The 25,245-nt window shown below is 63.8% G+C and carries 26 protein-coding genes; 11 read left to right on the plus strand and 15 right to left on the minus strand.

The window, feature by feature from the left end; translation table 11 throughout:
• Entirely contained in the window at positions 1-3,432 is a 3,432-nt protein-coding gene (locus BG457_RS12840; RefSeq protein WP_071797574.1) for an efflux RND transporter permease subunit, read from the plus strand.
• Here the strand turns inward: BG457_RS12840 and BG457_RS12845 are convergent.
• Entirely contained in the window at positions 3,408-4,208 is an 801-nt protein-coding gene (locus BG457_RS12845; RefSeq protein WP_071797575.1) for a protein-disulfide reductase DsbD domain-containing protein, read from the minus strand. The two genes, BG457_RS12840 and BG457_RS12845, sit on opposite strands and share 25 nt — an antisense overlap.
• A 154-nt stretch (positions 4,209-4,362) precedes the next feature.
• On the opposite strand from BG457_RS12845, the gene BG457_RS12850 reads away from it, so the two are divergent.
• Entirely contained in the window at positions 4,363-4,941 is a 579-nt protein-coding gene (locus BG457_RS12850; protein WP_071797576.1) for a YqgE/AlgH family protein, read from the plus strand.
• On the opposite strand, the gene ftsY is transcribed toward BG457_RS12850, so the two are convergent.
• The gene (ftsY, locus tag BG457_RS12855; protein ID WP_071797577.1) at positions 4,932-6,002 is read right to left on the minus strand and encodes a signal recognition particle-docking protein FtsY; all 1,071 of its coding nucleotides are present in this window, start codon (positions 6,000-6,002) and stop codon (positions 4,932-4,934) included. The genes BG457_RS12850 and ftsY overlap by 10 nt on opposite strands.
• Before the next feature lie 142 nt (positions 6,003-6,144).
• Between ftsY and BG457_RS12860 the strand changes: the two genes are divergently transcribed.
• Entirely contained in the window at positions 6,145-7,179 is a 1,035-nt protein-coding gene (locus tag BG457_RS12860; RefSeq protein ID WP_071797578.1) for an alkane 1-monooxygenase, read from the plus strand.
• Positions 7,176-7,586 carry a hypothetical protein gene (locus tag BG457_RS12865; protein WP_071797579.1) on the plus strand — a complete coding sequence of 137 codons (411 nt, stop codon included), beginning with the start codon at positions 7,176-7,178 and terminating at the stop codon, positions 7,584-7,586. Before BG457_RS12860 ends, BG457_RS12865 begins: the two co-directional genes overlap by 4 nt.
• Before the next feature lie 11 nt (positions 7,587-7,597).
• Here BG457_RS12865 and queG read toward each other — a convergent pair whose 3' ends face one another.
• From queG to fsa, 8 genes are all read right to left on the minus strand, one after another.
• Positions 7,598-8,632: a tRNA epoxyqueuosine(34) reductase QueG gene (gene queG / locus BG457_RS12870; protein WP_071797580.1), complete on the minus strand. Its 1,035-nt coding sequence runs from the start codon at positions 8,630-8,632 to the stop codon at positions 7,598-7,600.
• A gap of 24 nt (positions 8,633-8,656) precedes the next feature.
• Positions 8,657-9,322 (minus strand): FtsZ-binding protein FzlA, encoded by a 666-nt coding sequence (fzlA, locus tag BG457_RS12875; protein ID WP_071797740.1) that lies wholly within the window; start codon positions 9,320-9,322, stop codon positions 8,657-8,659.
• Between the two features lie 58 nt (positions 9,323-9,380).
• Positions 9,381-10,127, minus strand: coding sequence for a monofunctional biosynthetic peptidoglycan transglycosylase (gene mtgA, locus BG457_RS12880; RefSeq protein ID WP_071797581.1), 747 nt, complete (start codon positions 10,125-10,127; stop codon positions 9,381-9,383).
• A gap of 146 nt (positions 10,128-10,273) precedes the next feature.
• Positions 10,274-11,149, minus strand: a complete 876-nt coding sequence (locus BG457_RS12885) for a 3-hydroxybutyryl-CoA dehydrogenase (RefSeq protein ID WP_071797582.1) — start codon at positions 11,147-11,149, stop codon at positions 10,274-10,276.
• A 72-nt stretch (positions 11,150-11,221) separates the two neighbouring features.
• Positions 11,222-11,929 (minus strand): CDP-alcohol phosphatidyltransferase family protein, encoded by a 708-nt coding sequence (locus tag BG457_RS12890; protein ID WP_071797583.1) that lies wholly within the window; start codon positions 11,927-11,929, stop codon positions 11,222-11,224.
• Positions 11,930-11,989: 60 nt separating this feature from the next.
• Positions 11,990-12,931 (minus strand): tyrosine recombinase XerC, encoded by a 942-nt coding sequence (locus BG457_RS12895; RefSeq protein WP_071797584.1) that lies wholly within the window; start codon positions 12,929-12,931, stop codon positions 11,990-11,992.
• Positions 12,928-13,644 (minus strand): DUF484 family protein, encoded by a 717-nt coding sequence (locus BG457_RS12900; protein WP_071797585.1) that lies wholly within the window; start codon positions 13,642-13,644, stop codon positions 12,928-12,930. The genes BG457_RS12895 and BG457_RS12900 overlap by 4 nt, the downstream gene beginning before the upstream one ends.
• Before the next feature lie 58 nt (positions 13,645-13,702).
• Positions 13,703-14,356, minus strand: coding sequence for a fructose-6-phosphate aldolase (gene fsa, locus BG457_RS12905; RefSeq protein WP_071797586.1), 654 nt, complete (start codon positions 14,354-14,356; stop codon positions 13,703-13,705).
• A gap of 79 nt (positions 14,357-14,435) precedes the next feature.
• Here fsa and BG457_RS12910 point away from each other — a divergent pair, with 79 nt between their 5' ends.
• From BG457_RS12910 to BG457_RS12925, 4 genes are all read left to right on the plus strand, one after another.
• Positions 14,436-16,640, plus strand: a complete 2,205-nt coding sequence (locus BG457_RS12910) for a primosomal protein N' (RefSeq protein ID WP_071797587.1) — start codon at positions 14,436-14,438, stop codon at positions 16,638-16,640.
• Positions 16,641-16,698: 58 nt separating this feature from the next.
• Positions 16,699-17,349: a peptide-methionine (S)-S-oxide reductase MsrA gene (gene msrA / locus BG457_RS12915; RefSeq protein ID WP_071797588.1), complete on the plus strand. Its 651-nt coding sequence runs from the start codon at positions 16,699-16,701 to the stop codon at positions 17,347-17,349.
• A 70-nt stretch (positions 17,350-17,419) separates the two neighbouring features.
• Positions 17,420-18,286, plus strand: coding sequence for a 50S ribosomal protein L11 methyltransferase (locus BG457_RS12920; RefSeq protein ID WP_071797589.1), 867 nt, complete (start codon positions 17,420-17,422; stop codon positions 18,284-18,286).
• Between the two features lie 156 nt (positions 18,287-18,442).
• A complete protein-coding gene (locus BG457_RS12925; protein ID WP_071797590.1) occupies positions 18,443-18,856 on the plus strand; it encodes a hypothetical protein in 414 nt (137 codons plus the stop codon).
• 109 nt (positions 18,857-18,965) lie between these two features.
• On the opposite strand, the gene BG457_RS12930 is transcribed toward BG457_RS12925, so the two are convergent.
• The gene (locus BG457_RS12930) at positions 18,966-19,175 is read right to left on the minus strand and encodes a DUF1127 domain-containing protein (protein WP_071797741.1); all 210 of its coding nucleotides are present in this window, start codon (positions 19,173-19,175) and stop codon (positions 18,966-18,968) included.
• Positions 19,176-19,394: 219 nt separating this feature from the next.
• On the opposite strand from BG457_RS12930, the gene ruvC reads away from it, so the two are divergent.
• The 3 genes from ruvC to ruvB are packed head-to-tail and all read left to right on the plus strand — an operon-like array spanning position 19,395 to position 21,601.
• Positions 19,395-19,898 carry a crossover junction endodeoxyribonuclease RuvC gene (gene ruvC, locus BG457_RS12935; protein ID WP_071797591.1) on the plus strand — a complete coding sequence of 168 codons (504 nt, stop codon included), beginning with the start codon at positions 19,395-19,397 and terminating at the stop codon, positions 19,896-19,898.
• Entirely contained in the window at positions 19,895-20,560 is a 666-nt protein-coding gene (gene ruvA / locus BG457_RS12940) for a Holliday junction branch migration protein RuvA (RefSeq protein ID WP_071797592.1), read from the plus strand. The genes ruvC and ruvA overlap by 4 nt, the downstream gene beginning before the upstream one ends.
• A 3-nt stretch (positions 20,561-20,563) precedes the next feature.
• Positions 20,564-21,601 carry a Holliday junction branch migration DNA helicase RuvB gene (gene ruvB, locus BG457_RS12945; protein WP_071797593.1) on the plus strand — a complete coding sequence of 346 codons (1,038 nt, stop codon included), beginning with the start codon at positions 20,564-20,566 and terminating at the stop codon, positions 21,599-21,601.
• An 81-nt stretch (positions 21,602-21,682) separates the two neighbouring features.
• Here the strand turns inward: ruvB and BG457_RS12950 are convergent, their stop codons facing one another.
• The 4 genes from BG457_RS12950 to BG457_RS12965 form a co-directional block, all read right to left on the minus strand.
• The gene (locus tag BG457_RS12950) at positions 21,683-22,609 is read right to left on the minus strand and encodes a bifunctional riboflavin kinase/FAD synthetase (protein WP_071797594.1); all 927 of its coding nucleotides are present in this window, start codon (positions 22,607-22,609) and stop codon (positions 21,683-21,685) included.
• A 29-nt stretch (positions 22,610-22,638) separates the two neighbouring features.
• Positions 22,639-23,082: a MaoC family dehydratase gene (locus BG457_RS12955; protein ID WP_071797742.1), complete on the minus strand. Its 444-nt coding sequence runs from the start codon at positions 23,080-23,082 to the stop codon at positions 22,639-22,641.
• A 226-nt stretch (positions 23,083-23,308) separates the two neighbouring features.
• A complete protein-coding gene (locus BG457_RS12960; protein ID WP_071797595.1) occupies positions 23,309-24,190 on the minus strand; it encodes a TIGR01459 family HAD-type hydrolase in 882 nt (293 codons plus the stop codon).
• On the minus strand, positions 24,187-25,104 hold the full coding sequence (locus BG457_RS12965; RefSeq protein ID WP_071797596.1) for a manganese-dependent inorganic pyrophosphatase: 918 nt from the start codon (positions 25,102-25,104) through the stop codon (positions 24,187-24,189). Before BG457_RS12965 ends, BG457_RS12960 begins: the two co-directional genes overlap by 4 nt.
• Positions 25,105-25,245 lie beyond the last annotated feature (141 nt).

Raw genomic sequence — 25,245 nt, forward strand, 5'->3', positions numbered from 1 at the left:
ATGGACCCGATCCAATCCGCGCGCAGACGCCTTTCGGTGCAGGCGATGGGCCTGTTTCGCTATTTCACCCGGCACAAGACAGCGGCCAATCTCTTGCTGGTGGTGATGCTGGTCGCCGGGCTGGCGGCCATCCCGCAGATGCGCGCGCAGTTCTTTCCTGATGTGGTGGTCGATAATATCACGGTCGATATCCGCTGGTCAGGGGCAGGGGCGGAAGATGTGGACCGGGGCATCGTGCAGATTGTCGGACCCGCGCTTCAGGCCGTCGAGGGGGTGACTAAGGTCACGGCCCAGTCGCGCGAGGGGCGCGCGAATGTCTCGCTGGAATTTGAAACCGGCTGGGACATGGCGCGCGCCACCAATGACGTGCAGGATCTGATCGCGAGTGTCAGCAACCTGCCCGAAGATGCCGATGATCCGGTGGTGCGCCGCTCGAACTGGGGCGACCGGGTGACGAATGTGGTGGTGACCGGCCCGGTTGCGGTCGAGCAACTGGCGCGTTTCGCCGATGAATTTGCGGCGCGGCTCTATAACGAGGGGATCACCCGCACCTCTATCCGGGGGGTGGCCAGCGCAGAAGTCCTGGTCGAGGTGCCGACCCGCAACCTGATCGAACACGACCTCAGCATGGCCGATATCGCCCAGGCAATCCGCGTGACAGTCAATACCGACCCGTCGGGCGAGGTCTCCTCGGGCCTGTCGCGGGTACGCACCGGCACCGAACGGCGCAGTGCCGAAGACGTGGCCGGGATCGCGCTGCGCACGCGCGCGGATGGATCCGTCCTGCGTCTGGGCGATGTCGCGCAGGTCAGCGAAGGCGGAATCGACCGCGACCGCGCCTTCTGGGTGGGCGATAATCCGGCCATCACCCTGCGCGTTGACCGGTCCGAACGCGGTGATGCCATTGCCATTCAGGCGCGGGTGCAGGAACTGGCGGATACGATGAACCTGACCCTGCCCGAGGGCACGCGGGTCGAACTGGTCTCGACGCGGGCCGAGTTCATTTCCGGGCGTATCGCGATTCTGGTCAAGAACGGGCTGATGGGTCTGGGGCTTGTTGTGGTGCTGCTGTTCCTGTTTCTGAATGCGCGCACCGCCTTCTGGGTGGCGGCTGGTATCCCGGCGGCCATGCTGACGGCGATTGCGGTGATGTATGTGATGGGGCTGAGCTTCAACATGATCTCGCTCTTCGCGCTGATCATCACGCTGGGCATTGTCGTGGATGACGCCATCGTGGTCGGGGAGCATGCCGATTACCGCGCCCGCGAACTGGGCGAATCCCCGCCCGAGGCCGCCGAGAATGCGGCAACCCGCATGGCGCAGCCGGTCTTTGCGGCCACCATCACCACGATACTGGCTTTCGGCGCGCTCATTCTGATCGGTGGGCGCTTCGGCACGCTGATCGCGGATATTCCGCTGACGGTGATCGCGGTGCTGATCGCGTCACTGGTCGAATGCTTCCTGATCCTGCCCAATCACATGTATCACGCCATCGCCAGCGGCATGAAGGAACGCTGGTATGACTGGCCCTCGCGGCAGGTCAACCGGGGGTTTCGCTGGGTGCGCGAGCATCTTTTCCGCCCGCTCATGGCCTTCGTGGTGGCCGCGCGCTATCCGGTTCTGGCCGGGCTGATCGCGCTGCTGACCGTTCAGGCGGCGACGATCCTGCGCGGGGATCTGCCCTTCCGCTTCTTCAACCCGCCCGAGCAGGGCTCGATCACTGGCAATATCGTGATGACCGATGGCGCCACCCGCGCGGATACCATCGCCATGCTGCGCGAGTTGCAGCGCGCGACCGAGGCGCTGGGCGCGCGCCTTGAGGCCGAAAGCGGCACCAACCCGGTGCTGTTTGCGATGACGGAACTGGGCGGCCATTCGGGGCGCGCGCTGGCCTCCGCAGAAAACAAGGACGGTGATCTGCTCGGGTCGATCTCGATTGATCTCGTGGATGCCGATCTGCGCACGCTTTCATCCTTCGCCTTCGCATCGGCCCTGCAGGACGAGGTTCAGGCCCTGCCACGGCTGGAAGAATTCAGCTTCCGCTCCTGGGGGCAGGGACCGGGCGGCGATTCGCTCTCGGTCGATCTGACCGGGGGCGACGCTGAAACCCTGAAAGCCGCATCAGAGGCGCTGCGCACAGCCCTTGTGCCTTTCCCGGAAATCACCGGGCTTGAGGATAATCTGCCCTATGACAAGCAGGAACTGCTGCTGCAACTGACGCCGCAGGGGCAGGCGCTGGGCTTCACGGTCGAAACCCTGTCGCGCGACCTGCGCAACCGCCTTTCGGGGATCGAGGCCGCCACCTTCCCCGATGGGCTGCGCACAGGCCGTATCCGGGTCGAAGTGCCCGCCTCCGAGCGCGCGGCGGATTTTCTGGACAGCATGATGATGCGCACCGGATCGGGCAGCTATGTCCCCTTGGGCGATGTGGTCTCGGTCAGCGACAGGCAGGGATTCTCGATCATCCGGCGCGAGAACGGGACGCGCGTGGTGACGGTCACCGGCGAGTTGTCCGAGGATGATCCGGCGCAGGCGCGAGAGATTTCCCGACTGCTGTCCGAACGCATCCTGCCCGATCTGGAAGCCAATTTCGGCGTCACCACCCGCCTGTCGGGGCAGGCCGAACAGGAGCGCGAGTTCATGTCGGATGCTGCCATCGGGATCGGCCTGTGCCTGATCCTGATCTATCTGACGCTGGCATGGGTGTTCTCAAGCTGGCTCCGGCCGCTTGTGGTGATGTCGGTCATTCCCTTCGGCCTGATCGGGGTGATTCAGGGGCATCTGAGCTGGGACATGGCCCTGTCGATGTTCTCGATCGTGGGCATGATCGGCATGGCGGGCATCATCATCAACGACTCCATCGTGCTGGTGACGACGGTTGATCAATATGCGCGCGACCGGGCCTTGATTCCCTCGATCATTGATGCCGCCTGCGACCGGCTGCGCCCGGTCCTGCTGACCACGCTGACCACGGTTCTCGGGCTGGCACCGCTGCTTTTCGAAGGCTCGACCCAGGCTGAATTCCTGAAACCGACCGCCATTACGCTGGTCTATGGTCTGGGCTTTGGCATGGTTATCGTGCTTTTGCTGGTCCCGGCGGTGCTGGCCATCGGCCATGACATGAGCAGGCAGATGACCTCGCTGCGCCGCGCGCTCAGCCAACCGGTGCGGGGCGTGCGTCTCGTGCCGCTCATCGCGGCAATCGGGCTGGCGCTCTGGTTCGCGGCGACCATGGGGGCAGTGGCGTTCAGCGGTTCCTTGCCCGCGCTTCTCGCGCCTCTGGTCGAGCTGCGCGACGCACCGATGCGGGCCGCGCTTGGTCTGTTCATCGGCGGGGCTGCGCTAGGATTGCTGCTGGCATGGGTTCTGGGGGCGGTCGGGTTCTGGCTGTCATCGCGCCGCAATGATCAGTCAGAGATCGCGCAACCCTGATGCTGGAATGTGCCCCGGTCGGTGATGATGCTCAGGCGCACCTTGGAGCGGTCTATCGCCGTCGCGCCATCGGTCCGGATCAGGCCATGGCCGGTCAGCACGTCGCCCGCGCGCTCGCTGGGCAGGACGCGCGAGCTATGGCCGGGAAGCTCGACCAGTAGAAACTCGCGTGTGCCCGAAGGCGGCATTCTCAGTGCTGCGGTCAGCCGCAGCCCCTTCTCTTCCGGCGTTATCGTGCAATCGACCGCCTGCAGGCCCGCCGCGCGCGCCGGTCCCGGACGTCTGTCCAGAGCCGCGGCGATAAGGCCGTCATGGCTGCCCGCCCCGTTCAGCTCAAGCTGCAGCGACAGGTCCACCGGGATGCAGATATCGCTGCACACGCCGAAACTGAAGGTCGCGTCAAGACTCACAGGCTCCCCCTGCCGGGCCGGGGTGATCTCGATGGGCAGGACAACATCGCCCGAATAGCCGATGCTGGCATAGCCTGCCTTGATATAAAGCCGCGGTTCCGGCCACAACACGCGCGCGCCTGCCACATTGCCAGAGGCCGACCAGTCAAGCTTCGGCACCAGACCGCTCTCGCCGGGGTGGCGCCAATAGGTCATCCAGTCCGGGGACAGGCGCATATGCAGCGCGGCAATATGCGCGCCGTTCGCTGCTTTCCAGCCAGGGCGTATCTGTGTGGTCACGATATCCGCAACACGGGGGGTCTGGCTCAGCGCGGAAACCGGGGCCAGCAGAATACCTAGGACAAGGGCGAGTCGGGAAAAAGTCATGACGACTACATTCCGCGCCCCGGCGCGATTGGGAAGTCACAAGGCCGCGACTTGACCGTCCTGTGACATAATCCTGACTCCAGATGCCCCCGCGCCCCTTGGCAAGATTGCGCGGGCCGGGCATGGTGTAGGCTGGTGAACAGGCTGGAGGCTGATGGACCATCTGACCGGAAAACTCCTCGTTGCGATGCCGAGCATGCCCGATCCGCGCTTTGCGCATTCGGTCGTCCTGTTGTGCAAGCATTCCAGTCACGGGGCGATGGGGATCATCGTCAACAAACCCTTGCCGGATCTGACGCTGAAAAGCCTGCTCGACAATCTCGACCTGCCGGTCGAGCAAAGTGGCGCAGGCGCGGAAAACCCGGTCGAGTCCGTCCCCATCCATTTCGGCGGCCCGGTCGAGACCTCACGTGGTTTTGTCCTGCACTCGCCGGATTTCTACAGCGCCGAGGGCAGCCTGCAGGTGCTCGACAGCGTCACGCTCAGCACCTCGATAGAGGTTTTGTCGGCCCTCGCGCAGGGGCAGGGACCAGAGGATGTGCTGATCGCGCTGGGCTATGCGGGTTGGGGTCCGGGGCAGCTGGAGGACGAGCTTCAGGTCGGCGGCTGGCTCATAGCCGATACCGCGCCGCATCTGCTGTTCCGGCTGGAGAGCGCGGCGAAATGGCTGTCTGTGCTGAAAAATCTTGGCATTGACCCGCGTCACCTGTCCGGTGTGACCGGTCACGCCTGATCGTCGATCCCGACCAGCGCTGCGGCAAATTCCTCGGGGTCGAAGGGCTGCAGATCGTCGATCTGCTCCCCCACACCGATGGCATGGATCGGCAGGCCGAAACGGTCGGCCAGCGCCACCAGCACACCGCCGCGCGCGGTGCCGTCCAGCTTGGTCATCACCAGCCCCGAGACATCGGCCAGCTTGCGGAAAATCTCGACCTGACTGAGGGCATTCTGCCCCGTGGTCGCATCCAGCACCAGAAGCGTGTTATGCGGGGCATCCGGGTCCAGCTTTCGCAGCACGCGCAGGATCTTGGCCAGTTCCTCCATCAGATCGGCGCGGTTCTGCAAGCGCCCGGCGGTGTCGATCATCAGCAGATCGACCCCTTCCGCCTTGGCCCGCACCAATGCCTCATAGGCCAGAGAGGCCGGGTCCGAGCCTTCGGGCGCGGTCATCACCGGCACGCCTGCGCGGCTGCCCCAGACCTGCAACTGCTCGACCGCCGCCGCGCGGAACGTGTCGCCCGCAGCAATCATCACCGATTTCCCCGCCGCGCGGAACTGGCTGGCCAGCTTGCCGATGGTGGTGGTCTTGCCCGCGCCATTCACGCCCACCACCAGCACGACCTGCGGGCGCGCGCCATAGAGCGGCATGGGCTTGGCCACAGGTTCCATGATCCGCGCGATTTCGGCGGCCAGCGCGGATTTGATCTCGCGCACCGACAATTTGCGCCCGAACCGCCCCTCGGCCAGATTGGCGCTGACCCGCATCGCGGTTTCGACGCCCATATCAGCCTGAATGAGCAATTCCTCCAGGCTTTCCAGCATCTCGTCATCCAGCACCCGGCGCGGGGCCTCGTCCCGTCCCAGCATGCGGCCCAGAATACCCGGCTTTGCCGGGGCGGGCTCCGCCGTCGCGGGGCGTGGCGCGGGTTCTGGGGTGGCCTCTGATGCGGTCTGGGGCGACGGCTGCGGCGCGGGATCTTCGGCCGCGCCGTCATCCACCAGCGCCTCCAGCCCTTCGTCCAGTTTCGAGGACGAGCGGAACATGCGCTCTTTCAGCTTCTTGAAAAACGACATGGCCGGTTCCTTCTTGCGCCGTGGCCCCAGAGCTATCTCATGTGTGGCGCTTTGGAAAGCACCCCGCGCGCGTCAATTTGCGTGACTGTCGTGGCCGCATCTGCATGCTATAGCCTTGGTCAATCCGAACTCCCGAGGTGACATGCCGCTCCTGCCCTTCGCCCTTGCCGCTGTTGCACCTGTCGCGATCCTGACGCTCGGGGCGTTCTGGGGTGGGGTCTGGGTCTGGGCGGCGCTGGCCTATGTATCCCTCTTTGCATTTATGGTGGATGAACTGGTCACGCGGCCCGTCGCAACCGCAGATCCGGACCAATCCGAGCCTGCGGCGAACACCCTCTCGGTGATGATCGCGCTCGCGCATTTCTGGCTCATGGCGCTTGGCGTCGCCGCACTGGCCGGGGCGACCGGTCTGGGCGTTGCGGACCGGTTCGCCGCCTTTTTCGGTTTCGGCCTCTATTTCGGGCAGGTCAGCATCGCCAATGCGCATGAACTGATCCACCGAAGCAATCGTGGCCTGTTCACCCTTGGCAAATGGGTGTTCATCTCGATGCTCTATGGCCATGTGACCACCTCGCACCGCCTGCTGCACCATGCCCATGTCGCCACCCCCAAAGACCCCAATTTCCCGCCCAAAGGCATGAGCTTCTACCGCTACCTGCCGCGCAGCATGGTGCAGAATTTCCTGCAGGGCTACCGGATCGAACGCGCCCGCGCGCAGCATTCCGGGCGGATCAACCCCTATGCCAGCTATATCGGCGGGGCTTTGGGCTTTGTCGCATTATCCGCTGCCGCCTTCGGCTCCGCAGGTGTCGCGGCACTTGCGGGTTTTGCACTTTATGCACAGTTTCAGCATGCCATGGTCGATTACCTGCAGCATTACGGGCTGGAACGGCGGCAACTCCCCGATGGCCGGTATGAACCGCAAGGGCCGCATCACAGCTGGAACAGCCCGCATTGGTTCACCTCGCTGATGACCGTGAATGTCACCCGCCATTCCGACCATCATGCGCATCCGGGGCGCGTCTATCCGGCGCTGCGGCTTGCGCCCGACATGCCGCTGCTGCCGTATAGTTTACCAGCAATGGGTGTCATCGCCCTTGTGCCAGCGCTCTGGTTTCGCATGATGGACAAGCGCGCCGCGCGTGTGTTGCAGCGCGCCCATGGAGAGAATGAATGACACCGTTTCGCAGTTTTCTGGCTGCTATCAGCCTGGCTGTTCTCGCCACCCCGATCAGCGCCCAGACCCCCATGAGCGCGAGCGAGTTCGAAGCCTATGTCACTGGCCGCACCCTGACATTCGGCTTCGAGGGCCGCGCCTATGGGATCGAGGAATTCCGCCCCGGACGCCGCACGACATGGGCCTTCATGGATGAGGAATGTCGCGAAGGCCGCTGGTTCGACCGCGAGGAACAGATTTGCTTCGTCTATGATGATGCCCCGGATATCGAGCATTGCTGGGTGTTCTGGCGCGGTGAGCGCGGCCTCAGCGCCCGCTTCGTCGGCGACGGCAACGGGACGGAACTCTATGAGGTGCAGCGCTCGACCCGCCCCCTGCTTTGTCCGGGGCCGGAAGTGGGCGTATGACGCTGTAGCGTTTATTCGGCCAGCCGGGCAACCGCCCAGGCTGCGGCCTCTGCCACAACCGGATCCGGGTCATCCGTCAAACCTTGCGCCACGGCGGACAGAGGCGGATGACCTGAATTGCCGATCGCATAAAGCACATTGCGCACGAAGCGGTTGCGCCCGATCCGCTTGATCGGCGAGCCGGAAAACCGCGCGCGGAAACCCGCATCATCCAGCTGCGCAAGCTCCGCCAGATCAGGCGCGACCATCCCGTCGCGGGCCGCATATTTCACCTCGCGCGCGGCCGAGGCGAATTTGTTCCACGGGCAGATAGCCAGACAATCATCGCAGCCGTAAATCCGGTTTCCCATTCTGCCGCGCAATTCCAGCGGCACGGGACCGTGATGCTCGATAGTCAGATAGGAGATGCAGCGCCGCGCATCGAGCTGGAACGGGGCCGGGAAAGCCCCGGTCGGGCAAATATCCAGACAGGCGCGGCAAGATCCGCAGTTTTCGCGCGCGGGCGGATCGGGTCGCAGATCCAGCGTGGTAAAGATCGCACCCAGAAAAAACCAGTTCCCCAGATCGCGGGACAAGAGATTGGTATGCTTGCCCTGCCAGCCCAGCCCCGCCGCCGCCGCCAGCGGTTTCTCCATCACCGGCGCGGTATCGACAAAGACCTTGATCTCGCCGCCCGCCTGCCCGATCAGCCAGCGGCCCAGCGCTTTCAGGCGTTTCTTGACCACATCATGATAGTCGCGCCCCAAAGCATAGGCCGAGATCACGCCCCGGTCGCGCAGTGCCAGCAAATCCAGCGGGTTATGCGCGGGCGTGTAGCTTTCGGCCAGCATGATGACGCTGCGCGCCTCTGGCCATAGCGCATTTGGGTCGCCCCGCCATGCCATCCGCTCTGCCATCCAGCCCATCTGCCCATGCCGCCCCTCGGCCACGAAAGCCGCCAGCCGCTCCGGGGCCGCCGGGATCGCATCGGGGCGGGTGACGGCGCAGGCGTCAAAGCCCAGCGCGCGCGCTTCAGCCAGCAAGGCGGATTTCAGTTCAGCGGCCATGACCTGCAGATGGGGCAGGGCGCATCAGAAATCCAGATCCGCATAATGCGCCGGCGGGGGCATGCCCGGCAACGTGTCAGCCAGCAGCGTGCGGAAGGCCGGGCGCGACTTGATCTTGGCATACCATTCATGCACCAGCGCCGAGCGCGCCCAGTCCACATCATTGATATAGTCCAGACAGGACAGATGCGCCGCCGCGGTGAAATCCGCGAGCGTCATCTCATTGCCCGCCAGCCAGCGGCGCTGCCCCAGCAGCCAGTCCATGTAATCCAGATGAAACTTGATCCGCGCCGAGCCCATCTTGATGCGCGCGGAATCGGGGTAGCCGCGCCCCATCATCTTCTTGTTCACCCGCTCATAGAGCAGGTTTGTCGTCACCTCGACATGGAATTTGTCGTCAAACCATGTGCAGAGCCTGCGCATCTCGTAGCGGGCTTCGGGACCATGCGGGATCAATGGCGGCTGGGGGATGGTTTCGTCCAGATATTCGCAGATGGCGTGACTTTCGGTCAGCAGGCGCCCCTCGTGGCGCAGCACCGGCACCTTGCCCGCCGGATTGCGGCGCATGAAATCCTGACTTGGCTCCCAATAGCGTTCCTCGACCAGTTCCACCTCGATCCGCTTCTCCGCGAGCGTGAGGCGCACCTTGCGGCAAAAAGGGGAGAGGGGAACGTGATACAGCCGGGCCATGAGATGCGATGAGCCTTCCTTCGGGATTGCCTTCTCTTGCCAAGCCGGGCGGGAAAGTTCAACCGCCGATGCAAGCGGCGCGGCCATCACGCGCGATTGTCGCCGCCCCGTCCATGATCGAGGCCGCCCTGTTGCGCACGAATTGCGTCGGATTGGCCGCATTGCGGCTTTTCGGCGCGGGCAGCACCGCCGCAAGCCGCGCGGCCTGCACCGGCGTCAGATCGGCTGCAGAGCTGCGGAAATAGTGCCGCGCTGCAGCTTCGACACCGAACACGCCATCATCAAATTCCGCAAGGTTCAGATAGACTTCCAGTATGCGGCGCTTGGGCCAAAGTCCTTCGATCAGCAGCGTGAACCCCGATTCCAGCCCCTTGCGCATGAAATTGCGCCCATGCCACAGAAAGGCATTCTTCGCCGTCTGTTGCGTCAGCGTCGACGCCCCGCGCGAACTGCCCTGTTCGATCACCCGCCGGATCTCGGTCATGTCGAACCCCCAATGCAGGCAGAAATTCGCGTCCTCTGCGGCAATGACCGAGCGCGCCATGACCGGGGCGATACGTTCCATCGGCACCCATTCGCGCTGAATCTCGCCGATGCGGCGGTATTCCTGCAGCATATAGATGCCTCCGGGCGGCGGCACAAAGCGGTAGAGCCCGACCCAGGCCACGGCCAGCAGAAAGACCAGCGCCAGAATGCGCAGAGCGCTGCGCCAGATCCAGTCCAGGCCAGCAGCCAGACGCGCAAAGAGATGCGGCTTGCGCTTCTCTTTTGCGGATGTTCTTTTCTTCGAGGATGCGCGGGCCATGACCTGCTTTACTCATGTTCCGGGCAGCTAGGTCAAGAGGCGCGCGGTCACGGATGCGCGGTGATGCATTCCGGCAGCCCGGTTTTCAAACCCGCGCCGCCGTGTTGAGTATTTTTGGCAAGATGAAACACGCGCAAGGCGCGGGATCAGCGCGTGGGCACGGGCACCTCGCCGCGATAATCGTAGAAACCGCGACTTGTCTTGCGCCCCAGCCACCCCGCTTCAACATATTTTGTCAGAAGCGGACAGGGGCGGTATTTCGTATCGGCCAGCCCGTCATGCAGCACATTCATGATCGCAAGGCAGGTGTCGAGCCCGATGAAATCCGCAAGCTCCAGCGGCCCCATCGGATGATTGGCCCCCAGCTTGAGCGACTCGTCGATGGATTTGACCGAACCCACGCCTTCATAAAGCGTATAGACCGCCTCATTGATCATCGGCATCAGAATGCGGTTGACGATGAAGGCCGGGAAATCCTCGGCACTGGCAGCGGTCTTGCCCAGCTTCTCGACCACGCCCAGCAGCGTCTTGTAGGTGGGTTCATCCGTCGCAATCCCGCGGATCAGCTCCACAAGCTGCATCACCGGCACCGGGTTCATGAAGTGGAACCCCATGAATTTCTCGGGCCGGTCGGTGCGCGAGGCCAGCCGCGTGATCGAGATCGACGAGGTGTTCGAGGTCAGGATCGTATGCGGCTGGATATGCGGCAGCAGATCCTCGAAAATCGCCTGTTTGACGGTTTCGCGCTCGGTCGCGGCCTCGATGATCAGATCGGTGGGGCCAAGTTCGGGCAGTTTCGTCGTGGTGCGGATCCGCGACAGCGCCTCGCTCTTGTCCTCGGCACTGACCTTGCCGCGCGACACCTGCCGTTCGATATTGCGGTCGATCTGGGCGATGGCCTTTGCCAGCGCATCTTCCGAAATGTCATTGAGCAGCACGTCAAAGCCTGCCAGCGCAAAGACATGTGCAATGCCAGAGCCCATCTGGCCCGCGCCCACCACTCCGACCGTCTTGATCTGCATATGTTCTGCGCTCCTGCTTGTCTGTGGCTGACCATAAGGCGGGCTTCGCCCATGACGCAAGTGCGAAAGCCCTCAGCGCCCTGCGCGGCCGGGGGCCGGGGGCCAGAGTTGCTGGGCAATGCCGACGCCCACAAGATAGAGGCTGGTCGCAATCAGCCCGAAGGTGACGATCTGCGGCTGGTCAAAATTGGTCCAGGCCGCCCAACCGGCCAGCCCCGTCCAGACAAAGGCCACGGGCAGCGACAGCCAGCGCCAGCGTGCAGTGCGCACCGGATGGATGAATTTCAGCGGCGTGAACATGGCGATCGCCAGAAAGGCCACGATGGCCAGAATGATCCAGAATCCCGGTTGCGTCGCGAAAATCACCACTGCGGCCATGTTCCAGCAGGCAGGAAAGCCCTGAAAGGAATTGTCCGAGGTCTTCATCCGCGTATCGGCGAAATAGAGAACCGATGTGAAGGTGATCACGATAATGGCGATCCAGCCGGTCCAGCCGGGCAAGAGGCCGGACTGAAACAGCGCGAAAGCCGGAATGAAAACATAGGTCAGATAGTCGATGATCAGATCAAGCAGAACACCGTCAATGGTCTTGGCATGCTGCTTGACGAGATAGCGCCGCGCCAATGGCCCGTCGATCCCGTCTACGATGAAAGCCACCACCAGCCACAGGAACATCATCGCCCAATCGCCCTTGGTCGCTTCCAAGAGCGCCAGCATTGCGAAAACGGCGCCTGTCGCCGTGAACAGATGCACCAGATAGGCTTTCCAGCTTGCGCTCACTCTGACCGTCCTCCTGCCCGCCTGACTTTCTTCTGTGTCAGAATGCGCCGGGTCATGCAATCATTGCCCCTGGCTTTGTGCCCGCGGATGGGCCTGTGCGTAAATCTCCATCAACCGCCCGGTATCCACAGCCGTATAAACCTGCGTCGATTGCAGCGAGGCATGGCCCAGCAACTCCTGTATCGCCCGCAGATCGCCCCCGGCGGACAGCAGATGCGTCGCGAAGGAATGGCGCAGGGCATGCGGGGTCGCCGTTGCGGGCAGGCCCAGTTGCAGTCGCGTCATCTCCATCACTTTTGCGATATGGCGCCGCGACAGAGCGCCGCCGCGCACGCCGCGAAAGATCGGCGCATCAGGGGCCATCGCATGCGGGCAGAGGCGCAGATAGGCGTCAACCGCCCTGCGCGCGGCGGGCAGAAGCGGCACCAGACGTTCGCGCCCGCCCTTGCCCCGGATACGCAGCACCTCGCGCAGGGGCAGATCGCGCCCGCTCAGCCCCAGCGCTTCGGAAATCCGCAGCCCGCAGCCATAAAGCAGCGTGATCACCGCCGCATCGCGTGCGCCGGTCCAGTCCGACCGGCTTTGCAGCGGGGCCAGCGCAATCACCTCGCGCGCGGCCTCTTCACTCAGGGGGCGGGGCAGGTTGCGGCTGTATTTCGGGGCGCGTGCCGCGAGAATGGCCGAAATGTCGAGCTCTTCGCGCTCCGCGACCCAGCGGGCGAAGCTTTTCACCGCTGAGAGCTTGCGGGCCAGCGACCGGCTGCCAAGACCGCCCGCCCGTTCTGCCGCCATCCAGGCGCGCATATCCGATTGGGACATCGCGGCAAGCTGATGCATGCCCGCCGCGCCCCCCAGATGAGCGGCCAGAAACCCCAGAAACTGCCCGACATCATGCGCATAGGCGGCGACAGTATGGTCCGACGCGCCATCCAGCGCGCGCAGCCCGTCCAGCCAATGCGCGAGCGCGTCGCGCATCTGCGCGCTGGGCAGCGCGCGGCTCATGCCAGCCAGCGGCGCATGGACCTCTCGAAAATGCCCGCGAAGAAGGACAGCAGATCCGTGCCTTGACCGGGCTTGAACATATGCGGATTGTCGGATCCCATGACCAGCAATCCGCCCATGCGGTGCTTGCCCAGATCCAGCCGCATGCAGGCTTCCGACCGTAGATCGGGTGTTTTCGTGCCGTAAAGCACATCGGTCTGCGGAATCGCCTGCCGCAGGATGACCTGTCTGCTGGTCGGGCCGCGTTCGGAACTCATATAGGCTTCGATGAAACCCGGCTTGACCACGCAGAGCACATCCGAAATCCGCTCCAGCGCCGGATCGGGCCCGGCATCGGGGCTTTCGAGCACCAGCTTGATCGCATCCACATTCAGGATCTGCGCCACATCATGGCCCAGATTGCGCAGGAAATCCTCGAATTGCTCGGGATCGAGCATGCGCAGGATGGCGCGGTGAATCTGGTTCGTGCCGGACAGATTCTCATAGGCCGCAGCAATCACGGCACGATGGGTTTCTTCCAGACGGTCCAGCCGCGTTTCCAGCCGCTCCATCGCCAACCCGCGCAGGTCGATGATATTGTCGCCCATGCCGCGCTCGCTGGCCGCAACCAGCGTGCGCATCACGTCCTTGTCATCGAGTACCAACGCGGGATCCGCGAGAATGCGGGCTCGGAATTCCTCGGCCATTTCGGGCCGGAGAGCGGTTCCTGTCATGTGTCAGCCTGTCCGTTTCTGCTCGGGTTGTTTTTTGTTGTCCGGACTATAGCAAAGGTTACAGGATTTTTTGACCTGTTTTTTCCCAATCCTTCATGAATTGTGCCAGTCCGGCATCGGTCAGCGGGTGGCTGGCCAGTTTGCGGATCACTTCCGGCGGGGCGGTCATCACATCTGCACCGATCCGCGCCACATCCAGAACATGGTTCACAGAACGGATCGAAGCCGCAAGGATCTGCGTCTCAAAGCCGTAATTGTCATAGACCGTGCGGATATCCTCGATCAGTTCCACACCATCCAGCGCGATATCATCCAGACGGCCCAGGAAGGGCGAGATGAAGGTCGCACCGGCTTTCGCGGCCAGAAGCGCCTGATTTGCGCTGAAACACAGCGTGACATTGACCATCTTGCCTTCGCCGGTCAGCACCTTGCAGGCTTTCAGCCCGTCCCAGGTCAGCGGCAGCTTGACGGTGATATTGGGGGCGATCCCGGCCAGTTTGCGGCCCTCGGCGATCATGGCATCGGCTTCCAGTGCCACCACTTCGGCAGAGACGGGGCCATCCACGATATCGCAGATCTCTTTCGTCACTTCCAGAATGTCGCGCCCGGATTTCAGAATCAGCGACGGGTTGGTCGTCACCCCATCCACCATGCCAAGCTCATTCAACTCACTGATAGCGCTAACATCGGCAGAATCTACAAAGAACTTCATCGTGCGTTTCCTCTGGGTTGCGGACAGGTGATGTGCGCGTCATACCTCAAGCCGCATCCAGCCGGAACCCCCCTTTACCATGTGTGATCGCGACAGCCCGGAGTTTTTTGATGAAGGCACCCCTTGCGGGGTGCTGACGGCAGAGCCTCTGGGCCGGCCGCTCGATTATCTGGCGCCCGAGGGCGGCGCCTGGCTCGGGGCTTTTGTCGAGGTGCCGCTTGGCCCGCGTCGCGTGACCGGCGTGGTCTGGGGCGCGGCAGAGGGTATTGTTTCGCGCGCGAAACTTCGCTCGATCATCCGCGTTCTGGATGCCGCCCCCATGCGCACGGAGTTGCGCGATTTCCTGACCCGCGCGGCGGAATATACCCTGACGCCGCTGCCCGCAATGTTGCGGCTGGCAACCCGCGTGCCCGATCTGGGGCAGGGGCCTGCCTTGCGCAAATTGCTCTATCTCGGCGAGACGCTGCCGCCGCGCATGACCGAGGCGCGCGAAAAGGTTCTGGCGGTTTTTGCCGAATTCGGCGGGGCCGGGCTGACGCCGGGCGAACTGGCGCAGGCCGCAGGCGTCAGCGCGGGCGTGGTGCGCGGGCTGGTGCAATCGGGCGCGCTGGTCGAACGACAGGCCCCGCGCGATCAGCCCTATCTGCGCCTCGACCCCCGACTGGCCGGGGCGGATCTGACCGAGGATCAGAAGCGCGCCGCTGATGCGCTCTGCGGCGGCCTGCGCGCGGGCGGCTATGGCACGACGCTTCTGCGCGGTGTCACTGGCTCTGGCAAGACCGAGGTCTATCTCGAAGCCGTCGCCACCTGTCTGGCCCAAGGGCGGCAGGCATTGGTGCTGCTGCCCGAAATCGCGCTCTCCTCGGAATTTCTGGACCGGGTGGAGGCCCGTTTCGGTGCCCGCCCCGCCGAATGGCATTCCGGTGTCACCCTCAGCGAACGCAGACGCTGCTGGCATATGCTGGCTCTGGGCGAGGCGCAGCTTGTGGTCGGCGCGCGCTCCGCGCTGTTCCTGCCCTTCCGCGATCTGGGGCTGATCGTGGTCGATGAGGAACATGACAGTTCCTACAAGCAGGAAGAGGGTGTCCTCTACAACGCCCGCGACATGGCGGTGCTGCGCGCGGCGATGAATGGCTGCCGGGTGGTGCTCGCCTCTGCCACGCCCTCGCTGGAAACCTGGGCCAATGCGGAATCGGGCAAATACACGCGCCTTGACCTGCCCGCGCGCTTTGGCATGAACACCTTGCCCGAGATGCGCGCGATTGACCTGCGCGCCGAGGAAATCCCCTCGAACCGCTGGATTTCACCCAGCCTGCAATCTGCCGTGACCGCGCGGATCACCGCAGGCGAACAGGCGCTTTTGTTCCTGAACCGGCGCGGCTATGCGCCGCTGACCGTCTGCCGCGCCTGCGGCCATCAGATCGGCTGCGACGATTGCGACGCGCGCATGGTCGAGCATCGCTTCCTCAAGCGGCTGGTCTGCCATCAATGCGGGGCGTCCAAGCCCATGCCGACCAAATGCCCCAGTTGCGAGGCCGAGGATCGTCTGGCCCCGGTCGGCCCCGGTGTCGAGCGGCTGGAAGAAGAAGCCCGCGCCCTGTGGCCGGATGCGCGGGTGGCCGTGCTCTCTTCGGATCTCTTCGGCACCGCCCGCGCGCTGAAAGAGCAGATCGCCGCGATTGCCGGGGGCGAGGCGGATATCATCATCGGCACGCAGATCGTGGCCAAGGGGCATAATTTCCCCGATCTGACGCTTGTGGGCGTGATCGACGCCGATCTGGGTCTGTCCGGCTCTGACCTGCGCGCGGCAGAACGGGTGTTTCAACTGGTCCGGCAGGTCTCGGGCCGGGCAGGGCGCGCGGAAAAGCCGGGCCGCGCGCTGATCCAGACCAGCCAGCCCGAGCACCCGGTGATCCGCGCGATCCTCTCGGGCGATGAGGAAGCCTTCTGGCAATCCGAGGCCGCGCAGCGTCAGGCGCTGGGCATGCCGCCCTATGGGCGGCTTGCGGGCATCGTGATCTCTGCCCCGACGCTGGAACCCGTTTTTGCGCTGGGCAATGATCTGGCGCGCGCCGACCAGCCCCTGCGCGCGGTGGGCGCGCAGGTTTTCGGCCCGGCCCCCGCCCCGATTGCGCGCATCCGGGGCCGTCACCGCGTGCGGCTGCTGGTCAAGGCCCCGAAAACCGCCCCCTTGCAAGCGGCGATCACCGCATGGCTGCGGCCGCACAAGCTGAAACGGGATCTGCGGCTCAGCGTCGATATCGACCCGCAAAGCTTCTTCTGAACCGTTGTCTTGCGCCGCACTGCACCTATCTTGAGGGCAAGCAAAAAGGAGAGCCCCCATGTTCGGATCTAGCGCAGAGAAGACCCGTATGATCACCGCCGCAGAGGCGCTTTCGGGACGCGCAGAGCCGATCCCGACCGCAGACACCCATGCGATTTTCGGCCGCCCCCTGAAAGCCGAAATCCCCGAAGGCATGGAAGAAGCGATTTTCGGCATGGGCTGTTTCTGGGGCGTCGAGCGCAAGTTCTGGCAGCTTCCGGGCGTCTGGCTGACCATGGTCGGCTACGCGGGCGGCTTCACGCCCAACCCGACCTATCAGGAGGTCTGCACCGGCAAGACCGGCCATAACGAGGTGGTGCGCGTGATTTTCGACCCCGCCCAGATCAGCTATGAGACGCTGTTGCAGATCTTCTGGGAAAATCACGACCCGACTCAGGGCATGCAACAGGGCAATGACCGGGGCACGCAGTATCGTTCAGGCATCTATTTCGTGAGTGAGGATCAGAAAGCCGCCGCCGAAGCCAGCCGCGCGGCCTATGCAGAGCGTCTGCGGGCGGCGGGTTTCGCCGCGATCACGACCGAAATCCTGCCCGCCCCGGCATTCTACTTCGCCGAAGACTACCACCAGCAATATCTGCACAAGAACCCGCAGGGCTATTGCGGGATCGGCGGAACCGGTGTCAGTTGCCCGATTGGCGTGGGCGCATAGGGTTTTCCTTGACCCGCGTCACAGGGGCCAGTATCGCGGCGCGTGTTCCTGATCTTGAGAGTGCGCGCCCATGCCCACCTATACCGCCATCACCAAACTGACCTCTTCCGAGGCCGCCTATTCCCTGTCCGAGGCCATGGAGAACATGGACCCCGAACCGACCGGCGTGGGCGTGTTCGAGATGGAAGACGGCTCGAACCTGTGGGAAGTGGGCGGCTATTTCATCGAGGAACCCGACGAGATCGAACTCATGCTGATGGCGCAGGCCTTTGGCGCGCAGCCCTTCATCGTCTCGGAACTGCCTGAAATCGATTGGGTGGCCAAAGTCCGCCGCGACCTCTCGCCGGTCGAGGCGGGGCGCTTCTTCGTCTATGGCAGCCATGATGCCGAGAAACTGCCCGAGGGGCGGGTCGGGCTGCTGATCGAAGCCTCCATGGCATTCGGCACCGGCCATCACGGCACCACTCTGGGCTGCCTGAAAGCACTGAACCGGCTGGACAGCGAAGGGTTCCGGGGCAGCCGTGTCGTCGATATCGGCTGCGGCACTGCGGTTCTTGCGATGGCGGCGGCGCGGATCTGGCCCGAGCCGGTTCTCGCGAGCGATATCGACGCCGTGGCGGTTGAAGTTGCCGATGCCAATATCGCCGCCAATGACCTGCAAGGCCGGGTGCGCTGTCTGGAAGCCACCGGATTCGATCATCCCGAATTGCAGGCCGCCGCACCCTATGACCTGATCTTCGCCAATATCCTGATGGGCCCGCTGATTGTGCTTGCCCCGGATATGGCCCGATATACGCGCCCCGATGGTCATGTGATCCTGTCCGGCCTGCTGGTCGAACAGGCCCCGCAGGTGCTGGCCGCCTATGAGGCCGAGGGTTTCCGCCTGCACCACCGCGAGGATATCGGCGAGTGGTCAACCCTGACCTTGCAGCGCTGAGACCGCTCCATCCTTCTGCCTTGATCCGATGATGCAAAGCGCGCGCGCATGGCCCGCTCCGCGCCAAAATTCTGCCGGAATTTCCGCGTATCCCTCGGGTGAGAGTCAAACCCTTATGGGGCCGTCCTGTGCAGGCGCCCCCGGATCGAGGCCGTCATGTCGCTAGAGCAGAAAGAAGAGTTCCAGAAACGCCGGAATAGCATCCTGCGCAAGCATATCGCCAATGACCCGAAACTGCGCAAGGCCCGTCGCAAACGCAAGCTGAGCGTGGCGCTTTCGGTGCTGGGCAGCCTCGTCACGCTCGCGGTTTTCATGGTCATGCTCAAAAGCTTCGTGCTGGCCATCCATGGCCCGCAGGGCTATGCGCAGATGGTCGCGCCCATGCTGGAGCGCGACTCTGCCGGGCCGCTCGCGACGAGGGCGCTGGGCGCGGACCCGGTTTCAGCCGAAATCGCGGCGCTCCTGCGGCCCATGCTGCCCCGACGCACGGATCTGGCCGCCTCGGCCCCGGTGCAGGCCGATCAGGCCCGCAATACGCCCGATCCGGTGACGACAGAGCCCGGCACCTGATCCGACCAGACAGTCAGGATGCAAAAAGCCGCCCGGACGGGGCGGCTTTTTCAACTCTCTCGATCTGCTTGCCTCGTGATCCGCATCCCGAAGGCGCAGGCGGAACAGCTTACTTCAGGCCCTTTGCCGCGAGATCAATATCGCTGCGGGTCAGGCCGATATCGGCCAGTTCGCGGTCGGTCAGGGCGTTCAGGTCACGGCGTGTAATGCGCTCTTCGTTCCAGGTCTTGAGGGTGGCGATCAGAGCGCCAAGCGACAGGCCCTGGAAACCGGCAAGCACCTGTTCCGTGTGAAAACGGCTTTGTGCATAGAAGGTCATGGTGGTCTCCATAGGGGTTTTGATTCTCGAACCGCTGAACTTTCATGCGGTTGACCCCTATCTATGCTGAAATCAGAGGCGCGAGTAGAATTGAAAAACGCAACTCCCTTATGCAGGTGCAGCATGGCTGTGGGCGTGCTTCGCGAAAGGCTTGGCAGATGTTCGCCTTTCGTGCTAGTGCTTGCAGGAGCAGGCAAAAACACATGAACAGAGGCCGCGATGCGCGTGATCGGCATAGACCCCGGACTGCGAAATCTGGGATGGGGTATCATCGATGTCGATGGGCCGCGCATGCGCCATGTCGCGAATGGCATCTGCCATTCCGACCCGACCGGCACCTTGGCGGCGCGTCTGCTGGAACTGCATGTCCAACTGACCCGCGTGATGCAGGATTTTGCGCCGCAATCGGCCGCGGTCGAGCAGACATTCGTCAACAAGGATGCGGTTGCGACCCTCAAACTGGGCTCCGCGCGCGGGATTGCTCTGCTGGTTCCGGCGCAGGCAGGGCTGGTGGTCGGTGAATATGCCCCGAACGCGGTCAAGAAAGCGGTGGTCGGTGTGGGCAAGGCCGCGAAGGAACAGGTCGATCACATGGTGCGCATGCAGCTTCCGGGCGTGCAGATTGCCGGGCCGGACGCGGCTGATGCGCTGGCCATCGCGATCTGCCACGCCTTTCACAGCCAGTCCGCGCGCAGCATGGCCATTGTGGGGGGCGCGCGATGATCGGCAAGCTGACCGGCGTGGTAGAGATGCGCGGCCCCGATCATGTGCTGCTCGATGTGCGCGGCGTGGGCTATATCGTCCATGTCTCCGAGCGCACGTTGATGGCGCTTCCGGGGCGCGGTGAAGTGGCGGCGCTTTACACCGAACTGGTGGTGCGCGAGGATCTGATGCAGCTTTTCGGCTTCCCGACGCTGCTGGAAAAGGAATGGCACCGCGTGCTGACTTCGGTTCAGGGGGTGGGGGCGAAAGCGTCGCTTGCGATTCTGGGGGCGCTGGGGCCTGAGGGCGTCTCGCGCGCGATAGCGCTCGGGGATGCGGCGGCCTTGCGCAAGGCGCCCGGCGTCGGCCCGAAACTGGCGCTGCGTATCGCCAATGAATTGAAGGACAAGGCCCCGGCGCTGATGGCCGTCGTCGAAACCGCGCCTGCAAGCGCATCGCGCAGGGACGTTGCGGACACTGCGCTGGCCCCTGTCGCGGCCCCGGCCCCTGCGCCGATCCCCGCCAGCAATGCCGTGGCCGAAGCGATGTCGGCGCTTGGCAATCTGGGCTATTCCCCCTCGGATGCCGCGCGCGCCGTGGCCGAGGCGCAGGCCACCGACCCCGAGGCCGAAACCCCCGCGCTGATCCGGGCCGCGCTGCGCCTGCTTGCTCCGAAAGGCTGATCCATGACCACGCCCGACCCCAGCCTGCGCGGCGATGATCTGCCCGAGGACAGCCCCGAACTCGACCGCGCGCTGCGGCCTCAGACATTGGATGAATTCATCGGCCAGCAGGAAGCGCGCGCCAACCTGAAGGTCTTCATCCAGTCCGCCCGGATGCGCGGCGAGGCGATGGACCATACGCTGTTCTACGGCCCGCCCGGACTGGGCAAGACGACGCTTGCGCAGATCATGGCGCGCGAATTGGGGGTGGGGTTTCGCATGACCTCTGGCCCGGTTCTGGCCAAGGCGGGCGATCTGGCAGCGATCCTGACCAATCTGGAGGCGCGAGATGTGCTCTTCATCGACGAGATTCACCGCATGAATCCGGCGGTTGAGGAAGTGCTCTACCCGGCGCTGGAGGATTTTCAGCTTGATCTGGTGATCGGTGAAGGGCCCGCCGCGCGCACGGTGCGGATCGAGTTGCAGCCTTTCACGCTGGTGGGGGCCACGACGCGGCTGGGCTTGCTGACGACACCGCTGCGCGACCGGTTCGGGATTCCGACGCGGCTGCAATTCTATACCGAGGATGAATTATGCCTGATCGTCGCGCGCGGGGCGCGGCTTCTGGGGATCAAGGCCGAAGCGGATGGCGTGCGCGAAGTGGCGCGGCGCGCGCGCGGCACGCCCCGGATTGCCGGGCGGCTCTTGCGGCGGGTGGTCGATTTCGCGCTGGTCGAAGGCGACGGGCGGCTGACACAGGCACTGGCCGATAATGCGCTGACGCGGCTCGGGGTCGATCATCTGGGGCTGGATGGGGCCGACCGGCGCTATCTGTCGTTGCTGGCCGAAAATTATGGTGGCGGGCCGGTGGGGGTGGAAACCATAGCTGCCGCCCTGTCGGAATCGCGCGATGCCATTGAAGAGGTGATCGAGCCGTTTCTGCTGCAACAGGGTCTGATTGCGCGCACGCCGCGCGGGCGGATGCTGGCGGCGAAAGCCTGGGCGCATCTGGGGCTTGCGGCGCCCGCGCCCGCCGCGCAGGGGCGGTTGTTCGACGAATGACGCTGTGCCGGGGGCGCAGGTCTCCCCTCAAAGGCGGCTGATTTCACCCCGAGGAATTTCGGGCGAAAATGAAAAAGTATTTCAGATTCCGGCCAAAATAGCCCGCGCGCGGGCGCTGTCGGCATCCATCTGGGTGATCAGCCCCTCAATGCTGTCAAAGCGCATTTCGTCGCGCAGATGCTCGATCAGCGCCACCGAAAGCGGGGTGCCATAGAGATCGCCCTTGAAGTCAAAGATGAAGGTTTCGAGATTGGGCAGGTTCTGGCCAAACATCGGCCGCACGCCCATCGAGGCGACGCCGTGATATTTGCCCTGATGCGGCCCGTCGAGAACATCCACCTGCACCGCATAGACCCCGAAACGCGGCGGGTGCAGCCCGGTGATGGACATATTCGCGGTCGGGTAGCCCAATTCGCGCCCGCGCTTCTCGCCATGCAGCACCGGCCCGTCAATCCGGTGCCAATGGCCCAGCATGGTTGCGGCATCGCGGGGTCTGCCCTCGCTTAATGCGCGCCGGATCGCGGTCGAGGAAAAGACATGCGCGCCCTCTTTCTGCAGCGGCGCGATGGTGACGCCGAAGCCCAACTCCGCGCCGAGATCCGCAAGCGTTTGCGCGGTGCCAGTCCGGCCCTTGCCGAAGCAGAAATCCGCGCCGATCACGACATGGCTGACACCCAGACCCTGGGTCAGCACGTCGCGCGCGAAAGCCTCCGCGCTCAGGTCGGACAGGTCGCGGGTGAAGGGCAGTTCATAGAGTCGCTCGACGCCCAGCCAGTCGAGGCGATGCGCGCGGGTCTCGGCGCTCATCAGCCGAAAGGGCGGTGCATCCGGGGCGAAAAATTCGCGCGGATGCGGCTCGAAGGTGACAATGCCCAAAGGTGCGTCGCGATCGCGTGCGAGGTCGATCACATATTGATGCCCGCGATGCACCCCGTCGAAATTGCCCATGGCGACAGAAGCGCCGCGCGCAGTTTCGGGAAGGTCGCGCCAATGGTGAAATTTCAGCATCTGCCCCCTGTGGGGCGCAAGACCCCGCGTCAGTCGAACTTGCGGCTTGGGGCCAGAACCGTGGCCTCGCCTTTCAGCACAACCGTATCCCCTACCGAGCAGCGACATTCAAGAGCGACCCGGCGCTTGGCGTAATCGATGCTCAGCACCGTCACCTCGGCCAGAACCGTGTCGCCGGGGCGGACAGGGGCCATGAATTTGAGCGTCTGGCCCATATAGATCGTGCCATGGCCGGGCAATTGCTCGCCGATGACAGCGGAAATAAGCCCTGCGGTCAACATGCCATGCGCGATACGGCCTTCGAAGATCGTGTCCTGCGCGTAGGAATCATCCAGATGCACCGGATTGCGGTCGGTCGACACCTCGGCAAAGAGTTCGATATCGCGATCCGTGATCTCCTTGCGCAGATAGCGTGACATGCCGATTTCGAGATCCTCGATGCAGATCGTGCCGCGCGGAAGATTGTCATTCATGCCATTGTCCAACATTTCTGCGATCCTTTCGAAAGTCGCGACCCCGAACTTTGTTGCAGTGCAGCAATACACGGTCTGCGCCCTTCGCGCAACAGGTAAGAGAAAGAATAATGCGAAAGTTGATGCTAGACGGTAACTATGTTGCGTGACACCATGTCGCATAAGCGCAAAAAAGCGCCGCGAAACGGGTCCGCGGCGCGATGGCGATGGCACTGGTGACGCGAGACTATCGCAAGCGACCGATGGCAAAGCTTGGCTGGACCGTCTGGCCTGCCACCCAACGCGCGAGCATCTGCGCTTCGGGGCTCTCGACATCCGGTCCGAATTCGGAGGCTGCCAGCCCGCCGGTGATGAAGAGCGTATCCATCCCTTCACCGATGCCGCCCTGAATATCGGTATGGATACCATCGCCGATGCAGATGGTCCCATCCGCATTCATTTGCACCCCATGATCTGCGGCGATCCTGCGCGCCAGATCGTAGATGGGCGGATGCGGCTTGCCGAAATAGAGGCTCTCGCCCCCCATCTCGTCATAAAGCTGCGCCAGCGCGCCTGCACAATAGAGCCGCAAATCCCCGAAATCGACCACGATATCGGGATTGGCGCAAAGCAGTTTCAGCCCGCGCGCCTTGGCCGACAGGAAGCGCCCGCGATAGTCCTCGGGCGTGTCGGCCAGCTCATCGAACGGGCCGGTGCAGACAATGCCTTCGGCCTCGTCAAACGAGACGCGCTCGATGGCGGAGCGCTCCTTTGCCCAGTCGGGCAGGTCGGTGAAGAAGGTGTCATCCTTCTCCGGGCCCAGATGCCAGACCCGCTGCCCGACGGCCCCCATGAGCATGGCTTCCTGCGCGGCGTCGCCCGAGGTGGCGATTGCGTCATAGGCGTCTGGGGAGAGGCCCATTTCGCTCAGGCGTTCGGCAACTGCCGCACTGGGGCGCGGCGCATTGGTGACAAGCACCACGCAACCACCGGCCTGCCGATACTGCACAAGTGCGGCTTCGGCGGCCGGATAGATTTGCTTGCCATTATGTACGCAGCCCCAGAGATCGACCAGCGCCAGATCATATCTGCCCGAAATCTCGGAAAAAGACGTGATAAGGCGGGTCACAGGCTGAGCACCGGAATGATCTGTTTCTTGCGGCTCATGACCCCCGGCAACACGACCTGATCGCCGTCAACCGAGACATTGAAGGATTTTTCGGCGACCGCGCGCAGCAGGGGCGTCGGCAGGAGGAGCGTCGCCTCTTCTTTCAGGATGTCGATGACGAAGAGCATGACCTCATCGGCCCCGTCTTCGGCCGCGACCCCCGGCATGGCCGCGACCAGTTCGGCCTTGCGCGACAGGATCTGATCGGGCGAGGTCGTCTCCAGCACCGAAATGCGGAAGGTCTTGTCGCCGACAGCGTATTTCTTGGCATCCATTTTCAGCAATTCCGCGGCCGAAAAGGCCGAAACATCGGATTTGGCGGCGAACATCTGAGCCGCGAGATCCGCGATATCAACGCCCAGATCATCGGCCAGCGCCTGCGCAATTTCCCGGTCCGTGTCGGTGGTCGTGGGCGAGCGGAATTCGAGCGTGTCCGACAGGATGCAGGACAGCATCATGCCTTTGATCCCGCGCGGTGCCCTGGCCATATCGGCACCGATCAGCTGATACATGATCGTCGCCGTGCAGGCGAGGGGGCGGATGGTGATGTCAATCGGCCCCCTGGTTTCCAGCCCGCCGACCAGTTTGTGATGGTCGATGATGGCCAGAATATCGGCGTCGTTGATTCCCTCGGGCAGTTCAGCCGGGTTGTTGGTGTCGACGATCACCACGGGCGTTCCTGCGGGCAGATCGGTCAGGATCTCGGGCTGCTCGAATTCCCAGTGGCGCAGGGCGAATTGCGCTTCGGTATTGCACTCGCCCAGCAGCACGGCCTGAGCGGGCTGGTTCTGGATCTCGCTGAGATACCATGCCCAGATCAGCGGCGATCCGGTCGAATCCGTATCGGGCGAGAAATGTCCGAAAACTTTGATCATTTTTATGTCCATTATCTGGGGCCAGGGCGATTGTCGCGCAGGCTTATAGCGAGCAAATTCCGGCTTGTCACGCAACCGCGCGGGCCTCTGTGGCGCGGGTGCCTGACCGGCTCGCCGGGGCAGATGTGCCAAGGCGCAGGG

The organism is Natronohydrobacter thiooxidans, from assembly GCF_001884735.1.
In the GTDB taxonomy this organism is placed as follows: domain Bacteria; phylum Pseudomonadota; class Alphaproteobacteria; order Rhodobacterales; family Rhodobacteraceae; genus Roseinatronobacter; species Roseinatronobacter thiooxidans_A.